Source organism: Streptomyces sp. bgisy100, from assembly GCF_057709105.1.
In genome coordinates, this window is record NZ_JBYITE010000024.1 from 25993 (window position 1) to 40093 (window position 14101).

11 protein-coding genes are annotated in these 14101 nt (G+C 73.6%); 7 read left to right on the forward strand and 4 right to left on the reverse strand.

What is annotated here, in order from left to right:
- Window positions 1-12 precede the first annotated feature (12 nt).
- From AC3EQ1_RS17665 to AC3EQ1_RS17685, 5 genes are all read left to right on the forward strand, one after another.
- Complete coding sequence (locus AC3EQ1_RS17665; RefSeq protein ID WP_432095266.1) at window positions 13-1368, forward strand: deoxyguanosinetriphosphate triphosphohydrolase; 1356 nt, start codon at window positions 13-15, stop codon at window positions 1366-1368.
- A gap of 417 nt (window positions 1369-1785) precedes the next feature.
- Window positions 1786-3048, forward strand: coding sequence for an NAD(P)/FAD-dependent oxidoreductase (locus AC3EQ1_RS17670; RefSeq protein ID WP_432095267.1), 1263 nt, complete (start codon window positions 1786-1788; stop codon window positions 3046-3048).
- Window positions 3049-3155: 107 nt separating this feature from the next.
- Window positions 3156-3617: a GNAT family N-acetyltransferase gene (locus tag AC3EQ1_RS17675; protein ID WP_432095268.1), complete on the forward strand. Its 462-nt coding sequence runs from the start codon at window positions 3156-3158 to the stop codon at window positions 3615-3617.
- A gap of 135 nt (window positions 3618-3752) precedes the next feature.
- The gene (gene dnaG, locus AC3EQ1_RS17680) at window positions 3753-5675 is read left to right on the forward strand and encodes a DNA primase (protein WP_432095269.1); all 1923 of its coding nucleotides are present in this window, start codon (window positions 3753-3755) and stop codon (window positions 5673-5675) included.
- A gap of 370 nt (window positions 5676-6045) precedes the next feature.
- Window positions 6046-7410, forward strand: coding sequence for an RNA polymerase sigma factor (locus AC3EQ1_RS17685; protein WP_432095319.1), 1365 nt, complete (start codon window positions 6046-6048; stop codon window positions 7408-7410).
- Between the two features lie 48 nt (window positions 7411-7458).
- Here the strand turns inward: AC3EQ1_RS17685 and AC3EQ1_RS17690 are convergent, their stop codons facing one another.
- The 4 genes from AC3EQ1_RS17690 to AC3EQ1_RS17705 form a co-directional block, all read right to left on the reverse strand.
- Complete coding sequence (locus AC3EQ1_RS17690) at window positions 7459-7746, reverse strand: hypothetical protein (RefSeq protein ID WP_432095270.1); 288 nt, start codon at window positions 7744-7746, stop codon at window positions 7459-7461.
- Between the two features lie 101 nt (window positions 7747-7847).
- Window positions 7848-8399 (reverse strand): HEAT repeat domain-containing protein, encoded by a 552-nt coding sequence (locus AC3EQ1_RS17695; RefSeq protein WP_432095271.1) that lies wholly within the window; start codon window positions 8397-8399, stop codon window positions 7848-7850.
- Window positions 8400-8601: 202 nt separating this feature from the next.
- Complete coding sequence (locus tag AC3EQ1_RS17700; protein ID WP_432095272.1) at window positions 8602-9333, reverse strand: alpha/beta hydrolase family protein; 732 nt, start codon at window positions 9331-9333, stop codon at window positions 8602-8604.
- Window positions 9334-9671: 338 nt separating this feature from the next.
- The gene (locus AC3EQ1_RS17705) at window positions 9672-10757 is read right to left on the reverse strand and encodes a DUF5937 family protein (RefSeq protein WP_432095273.1); all 1086 of its coding nucleotides are present in this window, start codon (window positions 10755-10757) and stop codon (window positions 9672-9674) included.
- 99 nt (window positions 10758-10856) lie between these two features.
- On the opposite strand from AC3EQ1_RS17705, the gene AC3EQ1_RS17710 reads away from it, so the two are divergent.
- Both AC3EQ1_RS17710 and AC3EQ1_RS17715 read left to right on the forward strand, forming a co-directional pair.
- Window positions 10857-12131: an MFS transporter gene (locus tag AC3EQ1_RS17710; RefSeq protein ID WP_432095274.1), complete on the forward strand. Its 1275-nt coding sequence runs from the start codon at window positions 10857-10859 to the stop codon at window positions 12129-12131.
- 152 nt (window positions 12132-12283) lie between these two features.
- On the forward strand, window positions 12284-14017 hold the full coding sequence (locus AC3EQ1_RS17715; protein ID WP_432095275.1) for a S28 family serine protease: 1734 nt from the start codon (window positions 12284-12286) through the stop codon (window positions 14015-14017).
- Window positions 14018-14101 lie beyond the last annotated feature (84 nt).

Consider the following 14101-nt stretch of genomic DNA (forward strand, 5'->3'; position numbering starts at 1 on the left):
TACCGTCCCTCTATGGCAGGAAACGACCGGGTGAGCTCCTTTCCCGCGCGGGAGACCGCACAGGAGCAGTACGGCCCCTACGCCCGGGAGGACGTCCGGCGCCGGGCCCCCGAGCCCGACAAGCGCCCCGGCCGCACGGCCTTCCAGCGCGACCGGGCCCGGGTCCTGCACTCCGCCGCGCTGCGCCGGCTGGCCGGGAAGACCCAGGTGGTCACCCCCGGTTCGGCGCCCCACGACCCGGCCTCGGGCGACCGGTCGCTGTCCTGGGACGCCAGCCCGCGCACCCGGCTGACCCACTCCCTCGAATGCGCCCAGGTCGGACGGGAGCTCGGCGCGGCGCTGGGCTGCGACCCCGACCTCGTCGAGACCGCCTGCCTCGCCCACGACCTCGGCCACCCGCCGTTCGGGCACAACGGCGAACAGGTCCTCAACGACTTCGCCAAGGACTGCGGCGGCTTCGAGGGCAACGCCCAGTCGCTGCGGCTGCTCGCCCGTCTGGAGCCCAAGCGGTTCGTGCGCGACGCGGACGGCGAGCAGGTCAGCGTCGGCCTCAACCTCACCCGCGCCGCGCTCGACGCCGCCACCAAGTACCCCTGGGCGCGCGGCGGTCACCCCACCGACCCCGAGTCGCCGAAGTTCGGTGTCTACGCCGACGACCTCCCGCTGTTCCACTGGCTGCGGCAGGGCGCGCCGGAGCACCGGCAGTGCTTCGAGGCCCAGGTCATGGACTGGTCGGACGACGTGGCGTACTCCGTCCACGACGTGGAGGACGGGCTGCACGCCGGGCACCTCGACCCCGGACTGTTGCTCGCCGAGCCCGAACGCCGGGAGGTCTTCGCCTGCGCCGTCGCCCGGTACGCCCCGCCCGGCACCGAACCGGACGAGCTCGCCGAGGCCCTGGACCGGCTGATGGAGCAGGAGTGGTGGCCGCACGGCTACGACGGCTCGGCCCTCGCCCAGGCCCGTCTCAAGGACGCGACCAGCCAGCTCATCGGGCGGTTCTGCCTCGCCGCGGAGAGCGCCACCCGCAAGGTGTACGGGCCGGGCCGGCTCACCCGTTACGCCGCCGAACTGGTCGTCCCGCGGGCCGCCCGGCTGGAGTGCGCGGTGCTGAAGGCCGTCGCCGACCTCTATGTGATGCAGCGCGACGAGCAGGAACAGGTCCGGGCCGACCAGCGCGTCGTCCTCGGGGAGCTGGCCGAGGCCCTCAGCGCCCGCGCCCCCGAGGGCCTCGACCCGCAGTTCCGCGCGCTGTACAACACGGCCGCCGACGACCGGGCGCGGCAGCGCGTCGTCGTCGACCAGGTCGCCGCGCTGACCGACGCCACGGCCCGGAGCCTGCACGCCCGCCTCACCCGGGGGCGCTGAACCGTCCGGGGGCCGCTGATCACCGGGGACGGACAGCCGCGGCGCGGGCCGGGGGCCGTCGCCGAGCCCACGACAGGTCGTCGGGGCCGCACCAGCTCCCGGGCCTCACCTCCCGGCCGCGACCCCGCGACACCCCCGCGGCACCCCGCGAACCGACACCCGCCCCGAACCGACACACCCCCACGGCACCCCGCCCCGAACCGACACCTCCCACGGCCCCCGCCCCGAACCGACACACCGTCACAGCACCCCGACCCGAACGGCCGGACCGCACCCGAACGGCCGGACGGGGCACGGGCCACCGGCGCGGAGGGGTGCCTCTTCCCGCATCACGCTCCGTGCGGGAGGCTCGCCTGAGGCGAGAAGAGCGGGGGACCATGGAGACTGGCTTAAGGCCCGGCAGCTAGGAGGCACCAAGTGGTCGACGCACATCAGACGTTCGTCATCGTCGGAGGAGGGCTGGCAGGGGCGAAAGCCGCCGAAACCCTGAGGTCGGAGGGGTTCACCGGACGGGTCATCCTCATCTGCGACGAGCGCGACCACCCGTATGAGCGTCCCCCGCTGTCCAAGGGCTACCTCACCGGGGCCGCCGAACGGGAGAGCGTCTTCGTCCACGAGCCCGCCTGGTACGCCCAGGCCGAAATCGAACTCCACCTCGGCCAGCCCGCGGTGAACCTCGACCGCGCGGCCAAGGCCGTCACCCTCGGCGACGGCACCCGCGTCCACTACGACAAGCTGCTGCTCGCCACCGGCGCCGAGCCGCGCCGCCTCGACATCCCCGGAACCGGCCTGGCCGGCGTGCACCATCTGCGCCGGCTCGCCCACGCCGACCGGCTGCGCCAGGTCCTCGCCACACTGGGGCGGGACAACGGCCATCTGGTCATCGCCGGCGCCGGCTGGATCGGACTCGAAGTCGCCGCCGCGGCCCGGGGCTACGGCGCCGAGGTCACCGTCGTCGAACCGCTCGCCACCCCGCTGCACTCCGTCCTCGGGCCCGAACTGGGCGCCCTCTTCACGGATCTGCACCAGGAGCACGGCGTCCGCTTCGACTTCGGCTCCCGGCTCACCGAGATCGTCGGCCAGGACGGCATGGTGCTCGCGGCCCGCACCGACACCGGTGAGGAGCACCCGGCCCACGGCGTGCTCGCGGCGATCGGCGCCGCCCCGCGCACCGCGCTGGCCGAGTACGCCGGGCTGGAGCTCGTGGACCGGGCCCACGGCGGCGGCATCGCCGTCGACGAGTCGCTGCGCACCTCCGACCCGGACGTCTACGCGGCCGGCGACGTCGCCGCCGCCCAGCACCCCACCATCGGCACCCGGCTCCGCGTCGAGCACTGGGCCAACGCCCTCAACGGCGGCCCGGCCGCCGCCCGCGCCATGCTGGGCAACCCGGTCTCCTACGACCGGGTGCCGTACTTCTTCTCCGACCAGTACGACGTCGGGCTGGAGTACTCCGGGTACGCGCCGCCCGGCGTCTACGACCAGGTGCTGGTCCGCGGCGACGTCGGCAAGCGGGAGTTCATCGCCTTCTGGCTCCGCGAGGGGCGGCTGCTGGCCGGCATGAACGTCAACGTGTGGGACGTCACCGGACAGATCCAGGAGCTCATCCGCGCCGGGAACCGGCTGGACCCGGAGGCCCTCGCCGACCCCTCGGTGCCGCTGTCGTCCCTGGTCGCCTAGGCCCTGTCGTCGAACTCCGGTCTGCTCCGCCGCGGAGCCCGCCCTCCGGGCGGACGACGGGAGTCCGACGACAGGACCCAGGACGAAGATCACGTAGCGTGGGGGCCATGGCGATTCCCACAGCTGTCGTCCCGGTGTCGGAGATCTTCGAGCTGCGCCGGTCGGTGCTGCGCGCCGGCCTGCCCGCGGAGACCGCGGTCTTCCCCGAGGACTCCGACCCGGACGTGTTCCACATCGCCGCCTACGACGGGAGCGGGGCCCTGCGGGCCTGCGGCACCTTCTTCCCGGACCCGCTCCCCGAGGCCGCCGCCCCCGGCGGCCGGACCCCCGCCTACCGCTTCCGCGGCCTGGCCAGCGACCCCGAGGTCCGCGGCCAGGGGTACGGGCAGGCCGTGCTGGCGGCGGGGCTGGCCGAGATCGGGGCCCGGGGCGTCCGCCATGCCTGGTGCAACGGCCGCACCCCGGCCACCGGCTTCTACCAGCGGCAGGGCTTCACCCGGCTGGGTGAGGAGTTCGTCCTCGACCCGGGCGGCGCCCACTACGTCTTCGTGCGGGAGCTCACGGACTGAACCCGGCCGGGACGGGCGCCGGGAGCCGTGGGAGCGCGGCGGAGGAGCCGTTGTGGTGCCGGGCGGGAGCCGCCGCCGGGCAGCGGGGGAGCCGTCGCCGTCGGGGACCGCGAGCCGTCGCCGTAGACTTCACCCGTGGCAGGCAGGATCAACGACGACGATGTGAAGGCGGTCCGGGACGCGGTCCCGATCGACGCCGTCGTCTCCGAGTACCTCCAGCTGCGCAACGCCGGCGGAGGCAACCTCAAGGGCCTCTGTCCGTTTCACGACGAGAAGTCGCCATCCTTCCAGGTGAGTCCAAGTAAGGGGCTTTTCTACTGCTTCGGCTGCCAGGAGGGCGGAGACACCCTCGACTTCGTGATGAAGGTCGACCACCTCTCCTTCTCCGAGTCGGTCGAGCGGCTCGCCGCCCAGGCGGGCATCACCCTCCGCTACGAGGAGGGCGGCTACACCCCGGGCCGGCAGCAGGGCGAGCGCATCCGCCTGGTCGAGGCGCACCGGATCGCCGCGCAGTTCTACGTCGAGCAGCTGGACGGCCCCGAAGCCGAGATCGGCCGGAAGTTCCTCGCCGAGCGCGGCTTCGACCAGGCGGCGGCCCAGCACTTCGGCGTCGGCTACTCCCCGGCGGGCTGGGACCACCTCGTCCGCTTCCTCCGCGGCCGCGGCTTCAGCGACAAGGAGCTGATCCTCTCCGGCCTCGCCCAGGACGGCCGCCGCGGCCCCATCGACCGCTTCCGCGGCCGGCTGATGTGGCCGATCCGCGACATCACCGGCGAGGTCATCGGCTTCGGCGCCCGCAAGCTCCGCGACGACGACAACGGGCCGAAGTACCTCAACACCCCCGAGACCCCGCTCTACCGCAAGTCGCACGTCCTCTACGGCATCGACCTCGCCAAGAAGGACATCGCCAAGAGCAGCCGCGCGGTGGTCGTCGAGGGCTACACCGACGTCATGGCCTGCCACCTCGCCGGGGTCACCACCGCCATCGCCACCTGCGGCACCGCCTTCGCCGGGGACCACATCAAGATCCTCCGCCGGCTGCTGATGGACAACTCCGGAGCCGAGGTGGTCTTCACCTTCGACGGTGACGCGGCCGGCCAGAAGGCGGCGCTGCGGGCCTTCGAGGACGACCAGAAGTTCGCCGCCGAGACCTCCATCGCCATCACCCCCGACGGCATGGACCCCTGCGAACTCCGGCTCGCCAAGGGCGACGAGGCCGTGCAGGGCCTGGTCGACTCCCGCACCCCGCTGTTCGCGTTCGCCATCCGGCACGTCGTCGACCGGTACAACCTCGACACCGCCGAGGGGCGCGCCGCCGCGCTGGAGGCGGCGGCCCCGATCGTCGCGGGCATCAAGAACAGCTCCATCCAGCACGAGTACGCGGTCACGCTGGCCGGCATGCTGGGCATCCTCGACGTGCAGTTCGTCGTCCGGCGCGTCGGCCAGCTCGCCCGCTGGGCCCGGGAGCGGGGGCAGCGCGGCCCCGCCTCCCCCGACGGCCGGAACGGCCGGCGCGACGGCCGGCCGGCGCAGGACGGGCCGCCGCAGCCGGCGACCCCGCCCGGCCCGCGCGGCCCGGCCCTCAATCTGCGCAGCCCCGCCCACCGGGTCGAGCGGGAACTGCTGAAGCTCGCCCTCCAGCGCCCCGACCTGGTCTCCCCGGCCTTCGACGCCTACGGCGCGGACGAGTTCACCGCCCCGCCCTACGCCACCGTGCGGCAGACCATCGAGGACGCCGGGGGAGCGGCGGCAGCGGACCGCGAGTACCTCGCACGGGTCCGGGACGCCGCCCCCGACGACACCGTCCGCGCCATGGTCACCGAACTGGCCGTGGAGCCCCTGCACACCCGGCGCGACGCCGACGAGGTCTACGCGGGCGTCCAGCTCGTGGCCGTCCGCCTCGCCGCGGTCAACCAGCGCATCACCGACATCCGCGGCGCGCTCCAGCGCCTCGGCTCGCAGGCGGACCCCGGCCATGTGGCCACCGTGCAGAACGAGTTGTGGGTCCTCCAGCAGTACGGCCAGTCCCTCCGCGAGCGGGGGGCGGCGGCGCTGTAGCGGCCGGCGGCCGTTCGTGCGGCGGGCCGTCCGTCCGGCGGCCGTTCCCCGGCGAATCGTCGGCACCTTCCCTGCGGAGAACCCGCGCCCCGCCGTAGCCGCCCGGTCACGGACCGGACTCAAAAGTTGCTGCACGACCCTCGTGGCGGGTGTACGTCTTACCCCACACTGGTGGCCGGTGCCTCAGTCCGCGGGGCGCGGTGCGCCCGGCCGCCCGGCCGGGGCCTCCTGCGGATGTCTGTCCGAATGTCCGGAGCGGAGGGTGGCGCAGCCGCAACCGTTCCGCTGCCGGAACGCCCCCGGCCCGGCAGCGATCACCCTGGAGGTCGCCCCCGTGCAATCCCAGACATTCACCGGTGCGGTCAGCAAGGTGCCGCCGCAGACCCTGCCCCCGCACCACCCGGAAGCCGGCCCGGCCGCCTCCGGGCCCGACCTGGCACGCGCCTCACGGGCCGGAGGGTCCGGCCCCGGGCCTGCCCGGACGGCCGCGGCCGGCACGGAGGCGTCCACCGAGGCCGAGAGCGAGCCCGGGACCGAGTTCATCAACGGGTCCGGGGCCGAGTCCGATGCCGAGTTCACGAACGGGTCCGGGGCCGGGGCGGCGACCAGGGCCACAACCGAGCCGGGGTTCAGGTCCGGCGAGGACACCGGCACCGATGCCGGTCGTGAAGCCTCCGGGGCCGGCCCCGTCGCCGCTCCGACGACCGGGACGGCGGCCGGGGCCGGAGACCCGGACCCCGGATCCGAGCCGTCCACGGCCGAGATCGTCGTCGAGGAGATCACCCCCGAGCCGCCGCCCCAGCGCGCCGACACCTCCGGCCCCTCCTCCGACCTCTTCCGCCAGTACCTGCGCGAGATCGGCCGGATCCCCCTGCTCTCCGCCGCCGAAGAGGTCGAACTCGCCCGCCGCGTCGAGGCCGGGCTCTTCGCCGAGGAGAAGCTGAGCAGCACCCTCGCCGCGCAGCTCGACTCCCGACTGGCCCTGGATCTGGACCGGTTGGTGGTGCTCGGACGGATGGCCAAACGCCGGCTCATCGAGGCCAACCTCCGGCTCGTCGTCTCCGTCGCCAAACGCTACGTCGGCCGGGGCCTGACCATGCTCGACCTCGTCCAGGAGGGCAACCTCGGACTGATCCGGGCCGTCGAGAAGTTCGACTACGCCCGCGGGTACAAGTTCTCCACGTACGCGACCTGGTGGATCCGTCAGGCCATGTCCCGCGCCCTCGCCGACCAGGCCCGGACCATACGGGTCCCGGTGCATGTGGTCGAGCTGATCAACCGGGTCGTGCGGGTCCAGCGCCGGATGCTCCAGGAGCGCGGATACGAACCCACTCCCGGAGAGGTGGCCGCCCATCTCGACCTCTCCGCGGAACGGGTCGGCGAGGTGCTGCGGCTGGCCCAGGAACCGGTGTCGCTGCACGCGCCCGTGGGGGAGGAGGATGACGTCGCGTTCGGCGATCTCATCGAGGACGGTGACGCCGCCTCACCCGTCGAGTCCGCCGCGTTCCTGCTGCTCCGGCAGCATCTCGACGCGGTGCTGTCCACCCTGGGGGAGCGTGAACGGAAGGTCGTGCAACTGCGCTACGGGCTGGTCGACGGCCGCGCTCGCACCCTGGAGGAGATCGGACGGCTCTTCGGCGTGACCCGCGAACGCATCCGCCAGATCGAGTCCAAGACACTCAGCAAACTCCGTGACCACGCCTACGCCGACCAGCTGCGGGGTTATCTGGACTAACTCGGCTCCGACTCACCGCCGTCCGATGTCACTCACCGGCCGGCGGCGTCAGGCACGTTCCGGCTCGTTCGTCTCCTCGACGGCTGCGGCCCGGGTGCGACGGCGGCCGAGCCAGCCGCATCCCACAATCACCACGCCGATGGCTATGACCTTGGAGGCCCCGTAGTAGCCGGACGCCGGCTCCTCCGGGGTGCCGGGCAGCCGGAGAAAGACCCAGGCCGCCGCGAGGCCCCCGATGGCGATCAGTGCGACAGCCCCCCACGTCCCGAGGCCCGCCCACCAGGGTTCCGGGATGTAACCCCGCTCGTCGGGCTGCTCAACGTCCTGGTCGGCCATGGTCTGTTCTCCTGGGCATGTGATGCGGTCCCGGGGAAGACGCGGGACCGGCGCGGAAGGTTCACCGGGGCAGGCGTTCTCACCGAACGTGGAGGCCTGCCTCAACCGCACATCTCGTCCTCATCAAAGCCCAGCTCATCCTCGATTTCGAGTTCGACAGCGGCCTCCCACTTCAGGCGTGGTGGATGGTCTCCTTCCGCAATGCCCCGCAGAAAGTCCCGAGCTGGTGGATCTCCAATGGCACCGAGCGCCTGGACGCACTTCAGGCACAGCCAGTAGGACGGGCCGTCGGAGTGTTCCCGTTCGGTGAACGCCTGGATGATGGCATCAACTGCTGTCGGCTCTGACAATTCCCCCAGGATCTCGATGTGGTCTTCCAGGTGGCCCGGCCCTTCCCCTGATCTGACAACGTCAATCAGAACTCGACCGAAGCCGGGCACGTCGTCCAGGTCGGCGGCGATGTTTTCCAGGGTGTTGAATCGAATCCAATCGGACCGTTGGGCCAGCAGGCGCAGCAGCAGGGCAATGCGTTCCTTCGCGTCCGGGAGCCGGCTTTCCACCCTCCGCTGCCGCTCTTCCCTGCCATATCCCGGACCACCCGCAATATGGATGAGTTCTTCGACCAGCGCTTCGTCATCGATCTCGCTCCCCACAAAACCTCCTGGAGCAGCTCGTACCGGGCTGTGGCCACCGCGCTGGTACGTCCGTCGGAACGGTGCTCCAGGCGCCGGGCCCCGCGCCCGGTCCGGCGCCTGCTCGTTCGGCGGACCGGGCGCGGGACCAGCGGGGTGGCGGGACGGGGGCAGCAGAGGTATCGGGATCAGCAGAGGTGCCGGGACCAGCAGGGTGCCGGGATCAGCAGAGGTGCCGGGCGAAGAACCGCACCGCGCTGTCCAGTTCGAAGGCCGGGATCTCGCCGTGCTTGCCGGGGTTGGCGTGCAGGGTCTTCTCGCCCGAGGCCAAGGCGTCGAACAGCGCCAGGCTCTCCGCCCGCGGCACCCGTTCGTCGTCCCACTGCACCAGGAACTCCACCGGGACGGTGATCCGCGCGGCCTCCTCGGCCACGGCCCGGACGCCGCCCAGGCCCAGCACCGCGGCGCGGACCCGGGGTTCGGCGGCGACGAACGGAACGCCGAGCCCGCAGCCCAGGGACACTCCCCAGTAGCCCACCGGGCCGGCGCCGACGTGTGCGAGTTCCCGGACCGCGTCGAGGACCGCCCGCCACTCCGGGACGGTCCGGCGGGCCACGAGCGCCTGGAAGGCGGCGATCAGCGGAGCCGGCTCCGCGCCGGCCTCCATGCGAGCCTGGTTCTCGGTCGCGATCCGGTTGAGCTCCTCGTCCTTGGGCCGGTCGCCGTGGCCGGGCACGTCGACGGCGGCCACCGCGACACCGCACTCGGCCACGAAGCGGCGCGCCCGCACCACGACGCCCGGGGCCTTCTTGTGCTGTCCGCCGCCGTGTCCCATCAGGATCAGCGGGCGGGAGCCGGTGGCGCCGTCGGGCGTCCACAGCACACCGGGGATCTCGCCGAGGGTGAAGAGTTGTTCGGTGACGCCGTCGGACGACGTCTCAGAGGTGAAGCGCATGGCGTTCAGCCTTTCGGGATGCCTTCTGCGGGCACTCCCCGGGCCATGCGAGGGAGGGAGCCCCGACCTGTCACAGCGTTGATCGGTCCCACCTCCTCGGTTCACAGCGGCGCACGGCGGCGCTGAACGTACCACAGTGATCACCGCGGACGTCCCCGCTTTCCGCCCATGGACGTTGCCGCGGGCGGACGTTGGCGGGTGGTGCCGGGCGCGGACGCTGCCCGGGCTGGTGCGGCTGCGGACGGGCGGCAGCAGGGCCTTATGCAGCGGATCCCGGCCCGGGCCGTGGCGGAACGCCCCGGCCACTCGGCGATCAGGGGGTGCGGAACCGAAGCCGCTCAGCGCAGGACGGCCGCCAGCAGGTCGGCCCCCAGCGCCGTCAGCTCGGGCAGCCGGAGGGTGTTGCGGACGTAGCGGCCGTGCCGCCGGGTCGTGAGCAGGCCGGCGCGGCGCAGCACGGCGAGGTGGCGGGAGACCTCCGGGAGGGAGAGTTCCCAGGTGTGGGCCAGCTCGCCCGTGGTGTGCGGGCCGCGCGCCAGGGTGCGCAGCAGCCGCAGCCGTACCGGATGGGCGAGTGCCTCCAGCCGCAGGGTGACCGTTTCCAGCGACACCGGCTCCGCCGGATTCGGCTCGGCCACGGGGTACTGCACCACCGGCTGCCACCCGGACGCGTGGACCACCACCAGGTGCGGGCTGCCGAAGACACTGGGGATGAAGGTGACCCCGGTGCCGTGGGCGGAGGTCGCCTTGTCCTGGAGTTTGTCCACGACGATGCAGTCGCCGTCCGGTGCCAGGGCGACCGCGCCGGAGACCGAGGCGAGGGCCGCCCCGGTGCCGTGGCGCCGCAGCAGGTCGTTCTTCAGGCGCAGATCGGTGGCGAGTTGCACGGCGACGTCCGCCCACGCGCCGTCGAAGAAGGCCTCGGCGCACTGTTCGAGGGTGTGCCGCACCCGCGCCCGGACGGCCGCCGGGTCGGCGAGCAGCCGTTCCGCGAAGGCCTCCTGCCGTGCGCCGCGGGCCTGCGCCAGGTCCAGGGCCCGCCCGCGCGCGGTCGCGTCGGTGAGCGGCGACGACGCGGCGAAGCGGTCCCGGCTGCCGCCGCACGTGGTGACGAGCGCGGCGGTCACATACGTCGCGTCGTCGATCCGGTCCACGTCGTCCAACTCCTCGGCGAGGGTCGGCCGGGGCCGGGCGGGGAGCAGGAAGTCGGCCTGTGAGGAACGCCAGAGGAACTCCGCCTCCCGCAACCGCTCGTCCAGCTCCGGCCGCAGCCCGGACCGGACGTCCGCGGCCCAGTCGGCGAGCTGCGGATGGTGCCCGGGTTCGGCCAGCACGTGCAGCATCGCGGTCAGCTCGGCCAGCGGGGAGGCGGCGAAGCGCAGGCCCTCGGACGGCAGGCCGCTGATGTCGATCCTCAACGTCATCCCCTCAGCATCACCGACCGGCCGCCCGGCGCCGACGTCGGTTGACGGTGTCCGTCAAGCGACATGGCCTGCCCGGCGGTCGAACGCACCGTTGGCGCCATGACAACCACCACCCGGACCCGGCCCCGTGCCCTCGTCCGCGCCTCCGGAGGCCCCCGCTATGCCGTCGCTCTGGCCGTGGACGCGCTCGGCACCGGCCTGCTGCGGCCCTTTCTGCTGCTCTACGGAGTGACGGTGCTGAGGCTGTCCGCACCGGCCACCGGCATCGCCATGACCGCCGGCATAGTCGTGGGCCTGGCGTGCATGCCCGCGGTGGGCCGCTGGCTGGACCGAGGGGCGCGCAGCACGGTCGTGGCGGCGTCGATGCTGGTGCGGGCCCTGGGCGTGGCGCTGCTGCTGGCCACCCCGGCGGGGCACGTCTGGCCGTTCGCGGCGGCGGCGCTCTTCCTCGGCCTCGGCAACCAGGCCTGGCCGGCAGCCCACGCGGCGCTGGTGGCCACGGTCGCCCACGGCCGGGAACGCGACGCCGCTCTCGCGGCGGGCCGCGCCCTGCGCAACGCCGGCCTGGGCGTGGGCGCGCTCCTCGCCACCGCCTGCCTGGCCGGCGGCACCGGTGCACTGCGGTCGCTGGCAGCCTTCACCGGTCTCGCCTATCTCGCCGCGGCGGCCCTGGCGTGGTCGGTCCGTCTCCACGCGCGGACGGCTGCTGCCCCGGCCGAGGGCGGCGCCGACGGGCCGGCACCGCGGATGCGTGCGCTGCTGGCCGCCAACGTGGTCTACGTCTTCTGCCTCAACGTCCCCGAAATCGCGCTACCGCTGATCCTGGTGACCCAGTTGCACGCGTCCCCGGTGTGGTCGGCGGCCGTCTTCGTGGCCAACACGGTGCTGGTGGTCACCCTGCAGGTCCCGGTCACCGTCCTGATGTCCCGCTTCTCCCGGCGGACCGTGCTGGCTCTCGGCGGCGTGGTCCTCGCCGCGTCCTACCTCGGCTTCCTCGCGGCCACCTCACTGGGACCCGGCTGGGGCGCCCCGGCCGTCGCCGCGGTGTCCGTGGTCTGCACCCTCGGCGAGATCATCTACGCCGGCAGCGCCACCGCGCTCGTCACCGCCCTCGCCCCGCCGCATGTCCTGGGACGCGCCCTCGCCCGCTTCGAACTCTCCACGGGCTTCGGCCTCGCCGTCTCCCCGGCGGTCATCACCGCCCTCGCACCCCACGGCCCGGCCGCCCTCTGGGGCAGCCTCACCGCCGCGACGCTCCTGTCCGCCTCCGCCGTCGCCACCGAGAAGGACCGGGGACCGGCGCAGCGGTCCCTGCCGCCGGGCGGGCCCGAGCCCGTGAGCCCGGCCGTCGCACCGGGCGATCGCGTGCGGTGACCGCGGACGTTCTCGGGCTTCCGGTGGACGTTCTCCGGTTCCCTGTGCCGGACTTCGCCGGGTGATGCGGGGCGCACTCTCCCCCGCGTGGGGGAGGGCGTCCCGCTTCCCGGGGGATCCGGGCCCCCGGTGGCGACGGCTTGGCTGGACCCATGACGAACAGGACACCCGGCAGCCCCACCGGACACGGCACACCACCCCGCGCCACCGAGCACCAGCCGCGCCGCCGGACCTCGCCGGCCCACGACGTCGCGGACCATCACGCCTCTCAACGCCACCCGCCCGCACTCCGCCACGTCCCGGCCGGGCGGCACGGCACCGCCCGGGACCACCGGACAGCGGACCCGGCGACGGGGACGCCCCGGCTCCCCGGGACTTCGCACCGCTCGGCACCGCATCGTTCGGCACCGCGCCGGCGCCCGCACCTCCCCGTGCCGGCCCGACGGCTGCTCACGCTCTCCCTGCTGGCCGGGCTGCTCCTCTCCGGCTCGGCCGGACCGGCCCTGGCCGGAACGCCGTCCGCCCCGCCCAAGCTCCGGCCCACGGCTCCCCCTGCGGAAGCGCCCCGGCCCGCCGCGACACCCGAGTCCGCGCCTGCCGCCACACCCGAGGCCGCGCCCGCGGCGCCCGCCGCCACGCCCGACCCCACCGACATCCGCAGCCGGATCGAAGCCCTCCCCGGCATGCGCGTGGTCGCGGAACGCCCGGCGGCGACCGGCTACCGCTTCTTCGAGCTCGGCTACCGGCAGCCCGTCGATCACCGGCACCCCGGCAAGGGCACCTTCGAGCAGCGGCTGACCCTGCTGCACAAGTCCCTCCGCCGCCCGACGGTGCTGTACACGACCGGCTACGAGGTCGGCTCCGACCCCGCCTTCCGCGCCGAGCCCACCCGGCTCGTGGACGGCAACCAGATCTCCACCGAGCACCGCTACTTCGGCACCTCCCGGCCCGACCGGCCCGACCGGCCGGACTGGTCGAAGCTGGACATCCGGCAGGCTGCCGGCGACCACCACCGGATCATCCGCGCCTTCAAGAAGCTCTACAGCGGCGCGTGGCTGACCACCGGAGGCAGCAAGGGCGGCATGGCCGGCGTCTACCACCGGCGCTTCTACCCGCACGACGCGGACGGCACCGTCGTGTACGGCGCTCCCAACAACACCGACGACCGGGACGACACCGCGTACGACCGGTTCCTGGGCCAGGTCGGGACCCCCGCCTGCCGTTCCGCGCTGCGGGCCGCGCAGCGCGAGGCGCTGGTGCGCCGGGAGGAGATGGCCGGCCGTTACGACCGGTGGGCCCGGGAGGAGGGGCAGACCTTCCACACGCTCGGCAGCGCGGACAAGGCGTACGAACTGGCCGTCCTGCGCCTGCCGTTGATGTTCTGGATGTACAGCGGGGCCGACGGGTGCGCGTCGGTGCCCGCGCCCACCGCCACCACCGACGAGCTGTACCGGTGGGTCGACGGCGTCTCCCGCTTCCCCGTCTACACCGACCGCAGCCTCGCCTCCGTCCTCCCGTACTTCCACCAGCTGGGCACCCAGCTCGGCTACGTCCAGTTCGACACCGCGCACCTGGCCGGCCTCCTGCGCCACCCCGGGATCCAGCAGGTGCGCAATTACGTGCCGCGGGACATCCCGCTGCGCTTCCAGCCGGACGCGATGCCCGACATCGACCGGTGGGTACGGCGCCACGGCCGGGAACTGCTCTTCGTGTACGGCGAGAACGACACCGCCCGGGCGGAACCGTTCCGCCTGGGCAGCGGCAGCCGGGACAGCGCCGTCCGGCTGGCCCCCGGCGCCAACCACCGTGCGCGAATCGCCGACCTCACCCCCGAGGACGCCGCCGACGCCACCGCGACGGTACGCCGCTGGGCGGGGCAGCACTGACACCCCCGCCGAACGGGGGCTCCCCGGACCTGGAAACGCGGCCGGGCGGCCCACCGGACACGGACACATCACCCGTGCCGACGG

Bases quoted from the DNA above. Each gene is read 5' to 3' on its own strand.
- AC3EQ1_RS17715 (WP_432095275.1), top strand. From the start codon at position 12,284: ATGACGAACAGGACACCCGGCAGCCCCACCGGACACGGCACACCACCC.
- AC3EQ1_RS17700 (WP_432095272.1), bottom strand. From the start codon at position 9,333: ATGCGCTTCACCTCTGAGACGTCGTCCGACGGCGTCACCGAACAACTC.
- AC3EQ1_RS17665 (WP_432095266.1), top strand. From the start codon at position 13: ATGGCAGGAAACGACCGGGTGAGCTCCTTTCCCGCGCGGGAGACCGCA.
- AC3EQ1_RS17675 (WP_432095268.1), top strand. From the start codon at position 3,156: ATGGCGATTCCCACAGCTGTCGTCCCGGTGTCGGAGATCTTCGAGCTG.
- AC3EQ1_RS17710 (WP_432095274.1), top strand. From the start codon at position 10,857: ATGACAACCACCACCCGGACCCGGCCCCGTGCCCTCGTCCGCGCCTCC.
- AC3EQ1_RS17690 (WP_432095270.1), bottom strand. From the start codon at position 7,746: ATGGCCGACCAGGACGTTGAGCAGCCCGACGAGCGGGGTTACATCCCG.
- AC3EQ1_RS17705 (WP_432095273.1), bottom strand. From the start codon at position 10,757: ATGACGTTGAGGATCGACATCAGCGGCCTGCCGTCCGAGGGCCTGCGC.